The sequence below is a fragment of the Anoxybacillus pushchinoensis genome, from assembly GCF_900111795.1.
Taxonomy (GTDB): domain Bacteria; phylum Bacillota; class Bacilli; order Bacillales; family Anoxybacillaceae; genus Anoxybacillus; species Anoxybacillus pushchinoensis.
Map to the genome: position 1 here is coordinate 25074 of NZ_FOJQ01000014.1, position 15929 is coordinate 41002.

General features: G+C 41.8%; 14 protein-coding genes. All 14 read left to right on the forward strand.

Annotated elements, in window-relative coordinates; all coding sequences use genetic code 11:
- The first annotated feature begins 43 nt into the window (after positions 1-43).
- The 14 genes from BM213_RS05800 to BM213_RS05875 all read left to right on the forward strand — a co-directional run bounded on the left by BM213_RS05800 (position 44) and on the right by BM213_RS05875 (position 15860).
- The gene (locus BM213_RS05800) at positions 44-760 is read left to right on the forward strand and encodes a glycerophosphodiester phosphodiesterase (RefSeq protein ID WP_091701874.1); all 717 of its coding nucleotides are present in this window, start codon (positions 44-46) and stop codon (positions 758-760) included.
- Positions 761-767: 7 nt separating this feature from the next.
- Positions 768-1079 (forward strand): DMT family transporter, encoded by a 312-nt coding sequence (locus BM213_RS05805; protein ID WP_091701876.1) that lies wholly within the window; start codon positions 768-770, stop codon positions 1077-1079.
- 23 nt (positions 1080-1102) lie between these two features.
- Entirely contained in the window at positions 1103-1420 is a 318-nt protein-coding gene (locus tag BM213_RS05810; RefSeq protein ID WP_091701878.1) for a YbjQ family protein, read from the forward strand.
- 1017 nt (positions 1421-2437) lie between these two features.
- Entirely contained in the window at positions 2438-2725 is a 288-nt protein-coding gene (locus BM213_RS05820) for a type II toxin-antitoxin system HicB family antitoxin (protein WP_244149198.1), read from the forward strand.
- A gap of 477 nt (positions 2726-3202) precedes the next feature.
- Positions 3203-6448 (forward strand): type I restriction-modification system endonuclease, encoded by a 3246-nt coding sequence (hsdR, locus tag BM213_RS05825; RefSeq protein WP_091701882.1) that lies wholly within the window; start codon positions 3203-3205, stop codon positions 6446-6448.
- A complete protein-coding gene (locus BM213_RS05830; RefSeq protein ID WP_091701885.1) occupies positions 6449-7927 on the forward strand; it encodes a class I SAM-dependent DNA methyltransferase in 1479 nt (492 codons plus the stop codon).
- Entirely contained in the window at positions 7924-9345 is a 1422-nt protein-coding gene (locus BM213_RS05835; protein WP_091701888.1) for a restriction endonuclease subunit S, read from the forward strand. The genes BM213_RS05830 and BM213_RS05835 overlap by 4 nt, the downstream gene beginning before the upstream one ends.
- Before the next feature lie 180 nt (positions 9346-9525).
- Positions 9526-9843 (forward strand): YbjQ family protein, encoded by a 318-nt coding sequence (locus BM213_RS05840; protein ID WP_091701891.1) that lies wholly within the window; start codon positions 9526-9528, stop codon positions 9841-9843.
- Positions 9844-10032: 189 nt separating this feature from the next.
- Complete coding sequence (locus BM213_RS05845) at positions 10033-10311, forward strand: autorepressor SdpR family transcription factor (protein WP_003397448.1); 279 nt, start codon at positions 10033-10035, stop codon at positions 10309-10311.
- A complete protein-coding gene (locus BM213_RS05850) occupies positions 10308-10934 on the forward strand; it encodes an SdpI family protein (protein ID WP_091701894.1) in 627 nt (208 codons plus the stop codon). Before BM213_RS05845 ends, BM213_RS05850 begins: the two co-directional genes overlap by 4 nt.
- Entirely contained in the window at positions 10931-11698 is a 768-nt protein-coding gene (locus BM213_RS05855; protein ID WP_091701897.1) for a YhfC family intramembrane metalloprotease, read from the forward strand. Before BM213_RS05850 ends, BM213_RS05855 begins: the two co-directional genes overlap by 4 nt.
- A 631-nt stretch (positions 11699-12329) precedes the next feature.
- On the forward strand, positions 12330-12725 hold the full coding sequence (locus BM213_RS05865; RefSeq protein WP_244149199.1) for an aldo/keto reductase: 396 nt from the start codon (positions 12330-12332) through the stop codon (positions 12723-12725).
- A gap of 123 nt (positions 12726-12848) precedes the next feature.
- The gene (locus tag BM213_RS05870; RefSeq protein ID WP_091701900.1) at positions 12849-14537 is read left to right on the forward strand and encodes a formate--tetrahydrofolate ligase; all 1689 of its coding nucleotides are present in this window, start codon (positions 12849-12851) and stop codon (positions 14535-14537) included.
- A gap of 132 nt (positions 14538-14669) precedes the next feature.
- On the forward strand, positions 14670-15860 hold the full coding sequence (locus BM213_RS05875) for an MFS transporter (protein WP_091701903.1): 1191 nt from the start codon (positions 14670-14672) through the stop codon (positions 15858-15860).
- Positions 15861-15929: the final 69 nt, after the last annotated feature.

The following is a 15929-nucleotide window of genomic DNA, read 5'->3' on the forward strand; positions in this document are numbered from 1 at the left end:
CCCACTAAGGGCATCCTTTCATCATGTGAGAGGTGAAGTTGTCATGTACATTTATGCGCATCGAGGATTCAGCGGTAAATATCCTGAAAATACAATGATCGCTTTTCAACAGGCATATGATTTAGGTGTAGATGGTATAGAGCTAGATGTGCAAATGACGAAAGATGGGGAGTTAGTGGTCATTCATGATGAACGCATTGAACGAACGACTGACGGAATTGGTTATGTAAAAGACTTTTCTTATCGTCAACTTTGTCGTTTTGACGCAGGAAGTTGGTTTCATCCACGTTTTGCAGGAGAACGTATTCCAGCATTAACAGACGTTTTAGATTGGCTAGCTAATCAAAAGAGATCAATTGTTTTGAGTATTGAGTTAAAAAATGGTATAATTCAATATGATGGGATGGAAGAAAAGTTACTAACGTTGTTGGATTCATATCGTTTATGGAACCATCATGTCATTATTTCATCTTTTTCTATTCAGAGCCTATATAAGATGCGGCAACTCGCGAAAGACATCAACCTTGCCCTGTTAGTGGAAGGAACTGAGCAAAATGTATTAGATGTTGCTCGGTCGTTAAACGTAAAAGAAGTTCACGTCGACTGGACATTTTTTATTTCAGCAGAAGGGGAGAAAGTAAGGCAAGAGGTAGATACTTGTGTATACACAATTAACGAGGTATCATTGCTTAACAAGCTGATCGGAAGTGGCGTGAAAGCAATCATGACCGACTTTCCTGATCGTATGATTAGGAGATGAAAGGGATATGTATTGGTTGTATTTGTCGATCGCAATTGTATTTGAAGTTTTAGGGACGACTGCGATGAAATGGTCGAACGGTCTTACCAATGTGTGGGCAACAGTAACGATGATAATTAGTTACGGGATTAGCTTCACGGCACTTGCTGTAGCTTTGAAAGGAATTGATGTATCAGTTGCTTATGCCATTTGGTCAGGGTTAGGTATTGTTTTCATCTCACTCGTCGGATTTTTCTTGTTTCAGGAAATAATGAGTTCCAAAAAAGTGATGGGGATTATTTTTATTCTTTTCGGAGTTATCCTATTAAAAACAAATTGAATAAATATAGGAGGTCATTTTTCATGATCGTCACAACAACAAATAGCATCGAAGGAAAGCAAATTGAGCAATACCTCGGTTTAGTGTCTGGTGAGGTGATTTTGGGGGCCAACGTTGTTCGTGATTTTTTAGCGAGCATTACAGACATTATCGGTGGACGAAGTGGAACGTATGAAAGCAAGTTAGCAGAAGGACGTGAAATGGCTGTGCAAGAAATGGTGAAAAAAGCGCGCAATATGGGAGCAAATGCAGTAATTGGTGTCGATCTTGATTTTGAAACGTTGCGCGATGGCATGATGATGTGCCTTGCGACAGGTACAGCGGTGAAAGTGAAGGAATAGGGAATGTGAGAAGAAGCGGAATCGGCTTCTTCTCTTTTAATTAAGGTAAGAAAACATTCTTGTTAGAAAGGTTTTCGGGGACTTGAAAGAAAAAAGCTCTCTTGGTATGAAGAGGGGGTGCCGATGAAAAGTTGACCCTAACATCAGACGTACACAAAATTGTGAAATTGAACACTTGTGGTGAAGAACCTTTGTTTTTTTCTCGTGTATGCATGGCTTGGGGTGTCATGAATGATTGACAATACTGACGTAATATATAAAAATCACACAAAGCGTTCAGAAGAACAGGCAGTCATCGCCCTTGGTGGAGATGCGGGAGTGAAAGCCCACCTGAAGTTTTGTGAATGAAGTCGATCCATAGCGGGAGGGGCTATAGATTTTTGTTTTACCACTATGCAATAGGCGAGCTCGTTACGTGACAAGGATGGTGTGTGTTGCCATTGTCGTGTTTTTGTTGTATAATTGTGCATAGAATAAACGCTGTCGTTCGTATGGATGGCAGGTCAAGAAGGGAGCGGCATCGTGTCGCTCCTTTTGTTTTTCATGTGGGGAGGGATGTTTTTGTATTCACGAATCGCCTTATTTATTGATGGCGGGTATCTTGACAACATATTGAAATGGCGTCAACTACCCCCACTTAGCTAACGCTTGAAGCGGGGGCTTGCAACTCCCCAGAAGTGCGAACGGACTTCGTCCTCCTTCCTTGACTTGGGGTTGCATCAGGGGCAGGTTGACGACTACCCAACGACATAGGTCATGCCTATATCGCTACCGAGTGGCTCGGCATGTCTGTAGGCAGTACTTGACTTCCACGCACAACAGACGGATGTACGCTCGATGTTTTACGGTTGCAACGTTTCCTGCAACCAACTCCCTACATCGAGTAACGGGAATTGGAGTGCCTTGATTCAACGGTTTTCTCCACGTTTTTATTCTATCATATACAGAAGAAAGGAGGAAGGGCGATTCCTCCCCGACTTTCGCTCTCGCTTAGAAGCCGGGGTCTCCTCGCCAAAGATGATGAAAAAAGACCGCTATATTTATCCGGCTATTTTCGATGATGACAGTGACGGGATATCTGTGGAATTCCCTGATCTTCCTGGATGTTTCACGTGTGGCGATACAGAAGAGGAAGCGCTGCAAATGGCAAAAGAGGCATTGGCACTGCATTTATACGGATTAGAACAGGAGAATGAAGTCATTCCGAATCCTTCAAAATTGTCGGACATTCCATACAAAAATAATAAAACCGTTGTCTTTATTGAAGTATGGATGCCGCCTTTTCGCTATGAAATGGAAGCTTAGCTATAAAAAAGACGTTAACGATTCCAAAATGGCTTGATGATTTAGTGGAAGAACAGTATGTGAACGATTCGTAAATTTTTTAAGAGATGTTAAAAAGCATTTGCACGGTTACGATTGAGAAATAAAAGAGGATTATGTATAACAGATGTGGGAATGTTTGTATATGAATAAGTTAGGAAAAGATTTGAGAGGATGGAACAGGCAGCCATCGCCCGTGGTGGGGATGCGAGAGTGCCAACCTGCCTGAAGTTTTCTGAATGGAGTGGATCCATAGCGGGAGGGGCTATGGATTTTTTGTTTCACTAACATAATTACATTATTTTTCATACGACAATAATATATATTATGTAAACTGATTAGACAAAAGAAAACAAGGCAGGAAATGTCGTATCTGATTACAAAATGTGAAATATATGGTAAAATGAAACTAATAACGTGATAGTAGAAGAATGAATAATAAAGAATGGTGGGGTATATATGTCGCATAACTTTCGCTTTTTAGAAGAAAAGTGGGAAGTGCTTGCAAGAGTTGGGGAAACGGCAGAACGCAACGTATATGAAAACCCAAATGTAACAATCAGCGAACTTCGGAAATTTGCCGAAACAATTACAAAGTATATTTTAGCACTGGAAGAGATTCGCGAAGAAAAAGGAACGGATCAGCAAGAAAGACTCAAAGTGCTTTTTTATGACCAAATCATCCCAAAAGAAATATACGACTTATTTACGGTCATTCGTTTGAAAGGGAATTTAGCGGTACATAACCCAAGCTATGGGGAAGTAGAGGAAGCAAAAGCGTTATTACATATGGCATTTCGCATCGCTGTTTGGTTTATGGAAGTGTACGGCGATTGGTCATTTCAACCACCAGCATACGTCGAGCCAGTACCACGTGTTAAAATGCAAGAAGAAGAACTGCAGCGCGTGATTCAGTCGTATGAGCAAAAACTTTCTCAGCTAGAAACAGAACTTGAGAAAATACGCAAAGAACAGCTATATGTCTCGAGTGAAGAGAAACAAAAACGCCGTGAACTTTCGCAGCGGGCGGTTATCGATATGGAATTGACCGAAGCGGAAACGCGCATCCTTATTGACCAGCAACTGCAAGAAGCAGGTTGGGATGCCGATTCGGAGAAATTGCGATTTTCCAAAGGAGCTCGTCCACAAAAAGGGCGAAATATGGCGATTGCTGAATGGCCGTTACGAAATGGCTACGCCGATTATGCTTTATTTGTTGGGCTTGAATTGGTTGGAATCATTGAAGCAAAGCGGGCGAGCAAAGATATTCCATCCGATATTGAACAGGCGAAAGAATATGCAAAATCGATTGTTCGCTACGGTAATGAAATCATTCACGAACCGTGGGGCGATTATTTTGTTCCATTTCTCTTTGCGACAAACGGGCGACCTTATTTAAAACAGTTGGAACAAAAATCAGGCATTTGGTTTTTAGATGCGCGAAAATCAACGAACCATCCGCGCCCACTGCAAGGATGGTATACGCCGCAAGGATTAAAAGATTTGCTCAAACAAGATATTGAACGTTCCGAGCAGCTTTTGCGCGATGAAAAGTTCGACTATTTAAAATTGCGCCCTTATCAAGTAAAAGCAATTCAAGCGGTCGAAAAAGCGCTCGAAGAGAAAAAGCGCAGCATTTTAATTGCGATGGCGACAGGAACAGGGAAAACGAGAATGGCGATCGGGTTAGTTTATCGATTAATTAAAGCAAACCGTTTCCGCCGTGTTTTATTTCTCGTGGATAGAAAAGCGTTAGGCGAGCAAGCCGAAGGGGCATTTAAAGAAAGTAAGCTCGAAAACTTCTTGACGTTTACGGAAATTTATCATTTGCAGTCGTTGTACGACCAAAAACCAGACAACGAAACGAGAGTGCACATCGCGACGGTGCAAGGAATGTTAAAACGCATTTTTTATAACGATCGGGCAGAAGATGTTCCGCCAATTGACCAATACGATTGCATTATTGTCGATGAAGCCCATCGTGGATATACGTTAGATAAAGAAATGGATGAAGTGGAACTACAATTTCGCAACCATCAAGATTATGTAAGCAAATACCGCAAAGTACTGGACTATTTTGACGCCGTTCGCATTGGGTTAACAGCGACGCCAGCATTGCATACGACCGAAATTTTCGATCCCCCTGTGTTCACGTATTCGTATCGGGAAGCGGTTATTGACGGATATTTAGTCGATCACGAACCTCCTTACCAATTTGAGACGGTGCTAAAAAAAGAAGGGATTACGTGGACAAAAGGGGAAACGGTCGATGTGTACGACACGGTATCGGGAACGATTTCGCAAGAGTATTTAGAAGACGAAGTGAATATCGACGTGGCACATTTTAATACAAAAGTCATTACCGAAAGCTTTAACCGTGTCATTATTCGTGAGTTGACGAAATACATTTCCCCTGACGATGAAGGAAAAACGTTAATTTTTGCAGCGACGGACGATCATGCCGATTTAGTCGTGCGCATTTTAAAAGAAGAATTTGAAAAAGTATATGGGGCAGTCGAAGATCAAGCCATTATGAAAATTACGGGTTCGATTAAAGACCCTTCTGGCGCCATTCGCCGCTTTAAAAATGAAAAACACCCAACCATTGTCGTGACGGTCGATTTATTAACAACAGGCATCGACGTACCATACATTACCAACCTTGTATTTTTGCGCCGAGTTCGTTCGCGCATTCTGTACGAACAAATGCTAGGACGCGCGACGAGAAAATGCGACGAGATTAAAAAAGACCATTTCAACATTTTCGACGCCGTTGGCATTTATGAGTCGTTAAAACCGTATACAAGTATGAAACCAGTAGTGACACGACCGAATATCTCGTTAACACAACTCGTCGAAGAATTAGAGAAAATGGAGAAACAAGAACATCTCCAATACCAAAAAGAACAAATTATCGCGAAAATACAGCGGAAAAAGAAAACATGGTCAGAGCGTCAACACCAAGACTTTCACGTGCTATCTGGCGGAAAAACGGTCGATGAATTTATTGATTGGATAAAAGACTTGCAGCCGGAACAATTACCTGTAGAATTAAAAGAGTACAAATCAATGTTCCGCTATATGGACGAAAATCGCTACCGAGAAAATAAGCAATTTATTTCGAATCATGAAGATGAACTAATTGAAGTAAAACGCGGATACGGCAACGCAGAAAAGCCAGACGATTATTTGCAGTCATTTGGCGAATTTATTCGCAACAATATGAACAAAATCCCTGCACTCATGGTCGTTTGCCAACGCCCTACCGAATTAACAAGGGAAGAGTTAAAAAAGCTTTTACTTGAATTAGACCAGAAAGGATTTTCTGAGAAAAAGCTACAAGCGGCATGGAGAGAAGCGAAAAACGAAGACATCGCCGCAGATATTATCGCCTTCATTCGCCAGCAAGCATTAGGCGACCCGCTCATTAGCCATGAAGAACGAATTAAAAACGCGATGAAGAAAATTTATCAAATGAAAGCATGGCCGCCGGTGCAAAAGAAATGGCTTGAACGCATCGAAAAGCAGCTGTTGCAAGAATACGTCCTTCACCCCGATCCAGAAAAAGCGTTCGAATACGAGCCATTTAAGAGCCATGGCGGATTTAAGCAAATTAACAAAATTTTCGACGGACAACTCGCGCAAATTGTCCGCGAAATTAACGTCAACTTATATAACTATCACCCAAAAAAGGAGCAAGCCTAAATGAACAACCGAGAAATTGTGCAGAAGCTTTGGAATTTATGTAACGTTCTTCGCGATGATGGAATTACGTACCATCAATACGTGACAGAACTCACGTATTTGCTGTTTTTAAAAATGATGAAAGAAACAGGACGAGAGTATATGATCCCAGAAGCGTATCGCTGGGATTCGCTCGTGACAAAAAGCGGCATTGAGTTGAAAGACCATTATCAACAGCTTTTACTTGCATTAGGAAAAGAAGAAAATGAATTGTTAAAGCAAATTTACACAGACGCTGCTTCGAACATTCGTGAGCCGAAAAACTTAGAAAAAATCATTCAATCGATTAATAGTCTCGATTGGTACAATGCAAAACAAGAAGGACTAGGCGATTTGTACGAAGGGCTTTTAGAGAAAAACGCGAACGAAGTGAAGTCAGGAGCGGGGCAATATTTTACGCCTCGCCCGCTCATTGAGGTCATTGTGGAATTAGTGAATCCACAGCCAGGGGAACGTTGCCACGACCCAGCGGCAGGAACGTTTGGTTTTATGATTGCCGCCGATCGCCACGTTCGCAAGCAAACGGATGATTATTTTGATTTGTCGCAAGAAGAAATAGAGTTTCAAAAATATAAAGCGTTCTCCGGCGTAGAGCTTGTCCGAGATACGCATCGCCTTGCGGTCATGAATGCACTGCTTCATGACATTCATGGGGAAATTGTATTAGGCGATACGCTTTCATCGCTAGGGGAAAGCTTGAAAAACTATGATGTCATTTTAACAAACCCTCCGTTTGGAACGAAAAAGGGCGGCGAACGCGCGACGAGAACAGATTTTACGTTTATGACATCGAACAAACAGTTGAATTTCTTGCAGCACATTTATCGTGCGCTCAAACCAAACGGAAAAGCGCGAGCAGCCGTCGTCGTGCCAGATAACGTCTTGTTTGAAGGCGGAGTCGGGGCAGATATTCGCCGGGATTTAATGGATAAATGTGAGCTCCATACGATTTTACGTTTGCCGACGGGCATTTTTTACGCCCAAGGGGTAAAAACGAACGTCTTATTTTTCACGCGCGGCACAAGCGATGTCGGCAATACGAAAGAAGTATGGGTGTACGATTTGCGGACAAACATGCCGTCGTTTGGAAAACGCAATCCGCTCACGAAAGAACATTTCGCCGATTTTATTAACGCGTATACAGCGGAAGATCGCCATCAAGTGCAAGACGAACGCTGGAACGTATTCACGCGCGAAGAAATTGCGAAAAAAGGCGACAGCTTAGACATCGGCTTAATTGCCGATGAATCGCTATCGATTTACGAAAACTTACCAGACCCGATCGACTCAGCTGAAGAAGCGGTAGAAAAACTGGAATTAGCTATTTCTTTATTAAACGAAGTCATCGCCGAGCTAAAAGCGGTCGAACAACCTAATAGCTACCAAGCAACGAACGAAGTGCTGAAAGTGGCAGAAACATCTGAGGTGCTTAAAAAATGAGCAAAACGAGACAAAAATCGCTGGAAGAACTACTGGAAGAAGCACTAGTGCCGGAAGAAGAACAGCCTTATAAAGCGCCGGAGAATTGGGTGTGGGTTAGACTAGGTAGTATTAGTAGGTTTATTGACTATCGAGGTAAGACACCTAAAAAAACTGAATCAGGTATAAGACTAATCACCGCTAAAAATGTTAGGATGGGTTATATCCAAGACGAACCTAAAGAATTTATTAGTGAAAAAGATTATGATTCATGGATGACTAGAGGGATTCCAAATGTGGGTGATATATTATTTACAACCGAAGCACCTTTAGGGAATGTGGCTCAATTAGATATTAATGAGAAAATTGCGCTCGCTCAAAGGATTATCACAATCTCCCCTTATCAGCCACTTGAAAAGACTTTCTTTAAATATTGTTTAATGAGTCCACAAATGCAAGCTCTAATTAAAAGTAACGCTACTGGAACTACTGTTTCTGGGATAAAAGCGAGTAGGCTAAAGGAAATAGAGGTGCCTTTAGCTCCTTTACACGAACAAAAACGTATTGCTGACAAAGTCGAGAGACTTTTTGCTAAAATTGATGAAGCGAAGCAGTTGATTGAGGAAGTGAAGGGGTCGGTTGAGTTAAGACGGGCGGCGATTTTGGATAGGGCGTTTAGGGGGGAGCTAGGAACAAATGATCCTTTTGAAGCTCCTAATCAAATAAATGAAAAAGAAATCGTTCCACCAAATGAACAACCTTATCAAGTGCCGGAAAATTGGGTGTGGGTAAAATTGAAATCGTGTTTAAAAAATTTGCAATATGGATACACTGCTTCGTCATCAGTATCGGAAGAAGGTCCAAAATATTTGCGTATAACCGATATACAAAATGGTCATGTTGATTGGGAAAAGGTACCCCATTGCAAAATAGATGAAGAGCAACTAGAAAAGTACCGTCTCAATAAAGGGGACATTGTTATCGCTAGAACGGGCGCAACCACTGGAAAGAGTTTTTTGATTGATGACGTGCCTTGTGCAGTATTTGCTTCTTATCTTATTCGATTGACTATAAATGATTATTTAGATGCCCGCTATTTGTGGAACTATTTAAAAAGCCCAATGTATTGGAAACAAATCACTGTTGTGCAAAAAGGAATTGCGCAGCCAGGAGCAAACGCCCAGATTATAGGTGGACTTAGTCTTCCGTTACCCCCTGTTAGGGAGCAACAACGGATTGCAGAAAAAGTAGATTTTCTACTAAATAAGTTGGACTCAGAAAAACAACTCGCTTTAGAAATCGAGCAAAAAATAGACTTAATAAAACAATCCATCCTCTCCAAAGCCTTCAGTGGGGAGCTTGGCACCAATGATCCGAACGATGAACATGCGATAGAGCTACTAAAAGAAGTGCTATTACAAACAAGCGGACAGTCATAGTGCTGTTCGCTTGTTGTGTATTTATACGGCGTGTGGTTTCGGTGCCTGTCACCTGTCGATGATGACTAAACAAATCGGCTTCCTGTTTGGGAGCCGATTTGTTTTTGGAGAAAGGATGATTTTAAACGGTGGAGAATATAATAAAGGGGTTCATTTTATTTACAGAAAGGGGTAATTGACATGATCGTTACAACAACAAATAGCATTGAAGGAAAGCAAATTGAGCAATACCTCGGTTTAGTGTCTGGTGAGGTGATTTTAGGGGCCAACGTTGTTCGTGATTTTTTAGCGAGCATTACCGATATCATCGGTGGCCGAAGCGGAACATACGAAAGCAAGTTAGCTGAAGGACGGGACATGGCTGTAGAAGAAATGGTGAAAAAAGCGCGCAATATGGGAGCAAATGCAGTAATTGGTGTCGATCTTGATTTTGAAACGTTGCGCGATGATATGATGATGTGCATTGCGACAGGTACAGCGGTGAAAGTGAAGGAATAGAAATTTTGGGGAGAAGCCAAGTCGGCTTCTTTTTTCTTTTTTACGGTTGAGCGTGTATTCAAAATTTCGTTGAGAAACTGACATACAATGTTCAATGGTTCCTTTTTGTATATTGACTCATGTATAAAAAAGGGATATTATGTAATTAGAAATTTATCTAAATATCTAAAAGAAAGTAGGTGAAAAAGGATGTCGTTTAACGAAGCGTTTAAAGCGATTGCCGATCCGAACCGAAGAAAAATTCTTTCTTTATTAAAAAAAGGGGACTTAACAGCAGGGGAAATTGCTGAACATTTCGATATGCAAAAGCCGAGTGTTTCCCATCACTTAAAAATATTAAAACAAGCCGATTTAGTGGAAGATCGCCGAGTTGGTCAGCATATTTATTATTCATTAAACACAACGGTGTTCCAAGATTTAATGAGCTGGTTTTATGACATATTACAAAAAGAAGGTGATGAATCATGAAAAAGCACTTATTTATTATTATTCTCATTGCATGCAGCTATGTATTGAGCTTATTAGCGATCCCTTTTTTGCCAAGTGAAGTAGCGATTCATTGGAATGCTGCAGGGGAAGCTGACGGCTTTACAAACAAATGGTGGGGCGCGTTATTACTTCCGATTTTGTTAACAGGAATTGTTGCTCTCATCGTCTTTTTGCCGAAAGTGGATCCACGCAAAGAAAACTACGAGAAATTTGAAAAAGTATATCGTATTTTTTTACATGTATTTGTTTTGTTTTTATTTAGCATACATGTGGTGACGCTTGCGTATAATATCGGAATTCCTGTGCAAGTCGATGTCGTTGTGCCGATTGGAGTTGGAATGTTGTTCATTGTCCTTGGCAATTATATGCCGAAAATTAAACCGAATTATTTCATTGGCATTCGCACCCCTTGGACGTTAGAAAATGAAGTAGTTTGGCAAAAAACGCACCGTGTCGGTGGAAAAGTGTTTGTTATCATGGGTGTATTGATTATGTTCACGATATTTGTAACAAGTGTGTGGCGCTTTATTTTTCTTATGATCATCGTATTTGGTGGCACGATGTATTTGTTTATCCAGTCGTATTTATTTTCGCGTAAATGAAAGGGGAGATCGATTTGGTTGGGATGTCTATTCAGTTGTTTCTTTCTTTGATTGTTCCTTTTGCACTTATCATATATGGACGAAAAAAAGGATGGCTTTCTTGGAAAGCGTTCGGTGTCGGCTTGCTTATTTTTGTTTTATTTTCACAAGTGTTAGAGAAGATGCTTCACTTTCTCGTAATTGATCCGAGCGGCACATCACTAAAAGGAACAAGTAGCGTTTGGGCGTTTGTCGCTTACGGAGCTTTAGCAGCCGGAGTATTTGAAGAGATAGGGAGATATGTTGGATTTCGTTTCATGTTAAAAAACAATCGATCGTATGGGGACGGGCTATCATTTGGCTTAGGACATGGAGGAATGGAAGCTGTGCTAATTGGTGCTTTTAGCGCTGTGAACATGATGGTCATTTCTCATCTCGTTCAAACAGGTGATTTTGAGCAAGTTGCTGCCTCGCTTCCAGCTACGCAAATCGACATGATTCAATCGATGTTGAATCAGCCGGATTGGATGTATGTATTAGGTGGTATAGAGCGAACATTTGCGATAGTGATTCATGTTGCGCTTTCGCTTCTTGTTTTATACGGGGTTCGGAAAGGACAATTCCGTTATGTGGTGTATGCGATTTTGATTCATACGTTAATTGATGTCGTCCCTGCGTTATATCAAGTGAAAATCATTTCGAATGTTTGGGTGATCGAAACAATCTTTGCTTTTTTGGCAATCGCTTCACTTGTCTTCATTCGACGTATAGCAGAAAAATTTTAAAAACATATTGCATCGAAACGCGTTTCATACCTTATGCTTGCGTCAAAAGCATAAGGGAGGAGAATTTTATGGGTATATTGTATATTTTTATTTTATGTGTTATTGAGTTAATCGGAGCACAGTTCGCCATAGAAGCAGCTTCAAAGCGGAAGTAAAAAGGGAGGATGGACAAGTCAACTACCCCAACTTAGCTAACGCTTGAAGTGAGGGCTTGCAAACTCCCCAGAAGTGCAAACGGACTTCGTCCTCCTTCCTTGACTTGGGGTTGCATCAGGGGCAGGTTGACGACTACCCAACGACGCAGGTCATGCCTGCATCGTTACCGATTCTCTCGGTGTGTCTGTTGGCAGTACTTGGCTTCCACACACAACAGACGGACCCACGTTCGATGTTTTACGGTTACAACGTTTCCTGTAACCAACTCCATACATCGAGTAGCAGTTATTGGAGTGCCTTTATTGAACGGTTTTCTCCACGCCTTTATTATATCATACACAAAAGAAAGGGGGAACGCGCATTCCTCTCCCACTTACTCCCTTTGGTCGTTGAAGTGGGAGTCTCCTGCGCGAAATAGGATGAAACAAATAAACATTGGTAACTTTGGGCTAATAGCCTCAGAAATTGTGTTAGGATGCATGCGAATTTAGTGACAAGCGGCATTCAAGCAAATACGCTATTTGATGGAGCAATGAACCGCGACGGACATATTTTAGAATATTATCGCCTAAAAAATATCACCCTCCAAGCATGGTCTCCGTTCCAATACGGCTTTTTCGAAGGAGTGTTTATTGACAACGAAAAATTTCCAGAAGTTAATGAAGTACTCGGACAGCTAGCGGAGGAAAAAGGAGTAAGCAAGTCAGCGATTGCTGTCGCTTGGATTTTGCGCCATCCAGCGAACATGCAAGTGATCGTTGGCACAACAAACTCTGCTCGCTTAAAAGACATTTGCCAAGCAAGCCATGTGCAACTCTCTCGACAAGAGTGGTACGAAATCTATCGTACGGCAGGTCATCGGTTGCCGTAATTGACGAAAACACTTTTTTGGCGATTGCTGAAAAAGTGTTTTTTCATTGCTTAAGCTCTGTCATCTTTTCATACCACCGTGCTAAAATAAGGGGGGATTATTTTTATACTGGGGGACTGAACGATGACAATGACGACGAAGATTAAAACAGACATTGAAATTGCCCAAGAAACGAAATTAAAGCGCATTCAAGACATTGCAAGTGAACTGGATTTGTTAGAAGAAGAGATTGAACCGTATGGGCATTATAAAGCGAAAATTTCCCTTCATGCACTGAAGCGGTTAGCGACGAAACAAGATGGTAAAGTCATCTTAGTGACGTCGATTAATCCAACGCCAGCGGGAGAGGGAAAATCGACGGTCACTGTCGGGCTTGGTCAAGCATTACATAAAATGGGTAAAAAAGTGATAATTGCGATGCGGGAACCTTCCCTTGGTCCGACGATGGGAATAAAAGGCGGTGCGACAGGTGGAGGGTATTCACAAGTGTTGCCGATGGAAGATATTAATTTGCACTTTACAGGAGACTTACATGCGATTACGACCGCGAACAACTCCTTAGCTGCGTTTATTGACAACCACATTCACCAAGGAAATGAATTACGAATCGATACGCGCCGCATCGTTTGGAAGCGAGCAGTTGACTTGAATGACCGTGCACTACGTAAAGTCGTGGTCGGATTAGGCGGACCGACGCAAGGCGTGCCACGCGAGGACGGATTCGATATTACCGTTGCCTCTGAAATCATGGCGGTGTTTTGCTTAGCAACCGATTTGCAAGATTTAAAAAGACGTTTAGCAAAAATGGTTGTGGCATATAACGTGGATCGTCAACCTGTGACCGTAGCTGATCTTGGCGCCGAGGGAGCGCTCACGCTTTTACTAAAAGATGCATTAAAGCCGAATTTAGTCCAAACAGTAGAACATGTCCCTGCGCTTGTGCACGGTGGCCCGTTTGCCAATATTGCTCACGGATGCAATAGCGTTATCGCAACAAAAATGGCGCAAAAGCTTGGGGACTATGTTGTGACAGAGGCGGGATTTGGTGCGGATTTAGGTGCGGAGAAATTTTTACATATCAAAGCGCGCATGGCAGAAATTGAACCGAAAGCTGTTGTCATCGTCGCAACGATTCGGGCGTTAAAAATGCACGGTGGGGTAGGGAAACAACAGCTAGCGAGCGAAAATGTCGAAGCATTAAAAAAAGGATTAGCCAATTTAGAAAAACATATTGAAACGATTCAAGCGTTTGGCTTGCCTTTTGTTGTTGCGATTAACCGTTTCATGACTGATACAGAGAAGGAAATTCAAGCATTGACGGCATTTTGTGAGGAAAAAGGATATCCTGTGTCGTTAACGGAAGTGTGGGAAAAAGGTGGGGATGGCGGAATTGATTTAGCTCGTAAAGTACTGGAAGCGATTGAAAATACAAAAAGCACGTACACTCCGTTATACGAATTAGATGAACCGATTACGGATAAAATTCAAAAAATCGCGCGCAATGTTTATGGTGCAAGCGACGTTTCTTTTTCTGACAAGGCGAAAAAGCAAATCGAACAATTTACATCGTTTGGGTGGGACAAGCTCCCGATTTGCATAGCAAAGACGCAATATTCGCTTTCCGATGACCCAACAAAGCTTGGCCGCCCGACCGATTTCACGATTACAGTGCGCGAATTAAAACCGTCGATTGGCGCTGGATTTCTCGTCGCCTTAACAGGGGATGTCATGACGATGCCAGGCTTGCCGAAACAACCAGCAGCACTTCAGATGGATATCGACGAACATGGAAACGCACGCGGACTTTTCTAAAGGATCAATTAGGAGAACAAGTGCCTTATCAGTAAGATAGGGCGCTTTTTTATAAACAGGCAAAAAAATTGAAAGATTGACAGAAGGTATTATAATGTAAATATTCAATTTGTTTTCTAGGGAGAGAGGAAGATGCAAGCAAGTGTTGAACAACGCACAAATATGCAAACAGTCGTTTATCCGATTTTAATTGCCATTAGTATTGGTCATTTATTGAATGATGCTATGCAAGCTGTGGTGCCAGCGCTATTTCCGATTTTAGAATCATCCATGCGCTTATCTTATACACAAATTGGTTGGATTGCATTTACGCTGAATATGACTTCGTCTATCCTACAGCCGGTTGTCGGATTGTTTTCCGATCGGTATCCATCGCCGAGCTTTTTGCCGCTTAGTATGGGAGCGAGCCTATTAGGTATGATTGGATTAGCGTTTGCACCTAATTTTTTCTTTGTGTTATTGTCCGTTTTATTCATTGGATTTGGTTCAGCTATATTTCATCCAGAAGGTTCGCGCGTCGTTTATTTTGCCGCTCGGGCGAGAAGGGGGTTCGCTCAATCCATTTATCAACTTGGCGGAAATACAGGCAACGCTCTTGCACCATTGTTTACAGCGCTCATTTTTGTTCCATTTGGTCAAAAGGGAGCAGGTTGGTTTGTCATTGTTGCGGCGCTTGGGATGGTTGTTTTATTTTGGGTGTCGAAGTGGTATGCTGTTCAATTGCATCAAGTGAACGAACGCCGAAAGGAAACGATGGAAGAAAAGAAACAAATAAGTCAAAAGATTATATTTGCACTTATTCTCCTAGTTCTTTTAGTATTTGCACGCTCATGGTATTATGCAGGAATTTCGAATTACTATCAGTTTTACTTAATGAAGTATTACGGTATTTCTATTCGTCAAGCGCAACTTTATTTGTTTGTTTTTATGATTGCTGGAGCGATCGGTACCGTTTTTGGCGGTCCGCTTGCTGATCGATTTGGGAGACGAAATTTAATTTTTGCATCCACGCTCGGTACGGCACCGTTTGCGCTCATTTTGCCATATGTGCCACTTCATTTTGTTTTGCCAATTGTTTTTGTTACAGGCTTTATTTTATCGTCTAGTTTTGCTACGTTTGTCGTCTATGCACAAGAATTGCTTCCAGGAAATGTTGGGATGGCTTCAGGATTAATTGTTGGTCTTGCGTTTGGGATGGGGGCGCTTGGAGCGGTTGCACTTGGAAAAATTGCTGATGTGTATACGTTAAAAACACTTATGGTTATGTGTAGTTTCCTTCCCTTATTTGGTGTCTTGACATTTTGGCTACCTAAGGAAACGTAAGTATCGCTTGTGGCTATACAGATGCCCGTTCAATAAGGCGAACGGGCATTTTTTCTTTTTGGGACTGTG

Excerpts from the sequence above, each read along its gene's own strand:
- BM213_RS05820 (WP_244149198.1), top strand. The coding sequence starts at position 2,438 with ATGATGAAAAAAGACCGCTATATTTATCCGGCTATTTTCGATGATGAC.
- BM213_RS05850 (WP_091701894.1), top strand. The coding sequence starts at position 10,308 with ATGAAAAAGCACTTATTTATTATTATTCTCATTGCATGCAGCTATGTA.
- BM213_RS05855 (WP_091701897.1), top strand. The coding sequence starts at position 10,931 with ATGAAAGGGGAGATCGATTTGGTTGGGATGTCTATTCAGTTGTTTCTT.
- BM213_RS05835 (WP_091701888.1), top strand. The coding sequence starts at position 7,924 with ATGAGCAAAACGAGACAAAAATCGCTGGAAGAACTACTGGAAGAAGCA.
- BM213_RS05865 (WP_244149199.1), top strand. The coding sequence starts at position 12,330 with ATGCATGCGAATTTAGTGACAAGCGGCATTCAAGCAAATACGCTATTT.
- BM213_RS05810 (WP_091701878.1), top strand. The coding sequence starts at position 1,103 with ATGATCGTCACAACAACAAATAGCATCGAAGGAAAGCAAATTGAGCAA.
- BM213_RS05840 (WP_091701891.1), top strand. The coding sequence starts at position 9,526 with ATGATCGTTACAACAACAAATAGCATTGAAGGAAAGCAAATTGAGCAA.
- BM213_RS05870 (WP_091701900.1), top strand. The coding sequence starts at position 12,849 with ATGACAATGACGACGAAGATTAAAACAGACATTGAAATTGCCCAAGAA.
- BM213_RS05830 (WP_091701885.1), top strand. The coding sequence starts at position 6,449 with ATGAACAACCGAGAAATTGTGCAGAAGCTTTGGAATTTATGTAACGTT.
- BM213_RS05875 (WP_091701903.1), top strand. The coding sequence starts at position 14,670 with ATGCAAGCAAGTGTTGAACAACGCACAAATATGCAAACAGTCGTTTAT.
- hsdR (WP_091701882.1), top strand. The coding sequence starts at position 3,203 with ATGTCGCATAACTTTCGCTTTTTAGAAGAAAAGTGGGAAGTGCTTGCA.
- BM213_RS05805 (WP_091701876.1), top strand. The coding sequence starts at position 768 with ATGTATTGGTTGTATTTGTCGATCGCAATTGTATTTGAAGTTTTAGGG.
- BM213_RS05800 (WP_091701874.1), top strand. The coding sequence starts at position 44 with ATGTACATTTATGCGCATCGAGGATTCAGCGGTAAATATCCTGAAAAT.
- BM213_RS05845 (WP_003397448.1), top strand. The coding sequence starts at position 10,033 with ATGTCGTTTAACGAAGCGTTTAAAGCGATTGCCGATCCGAACCGAAGA.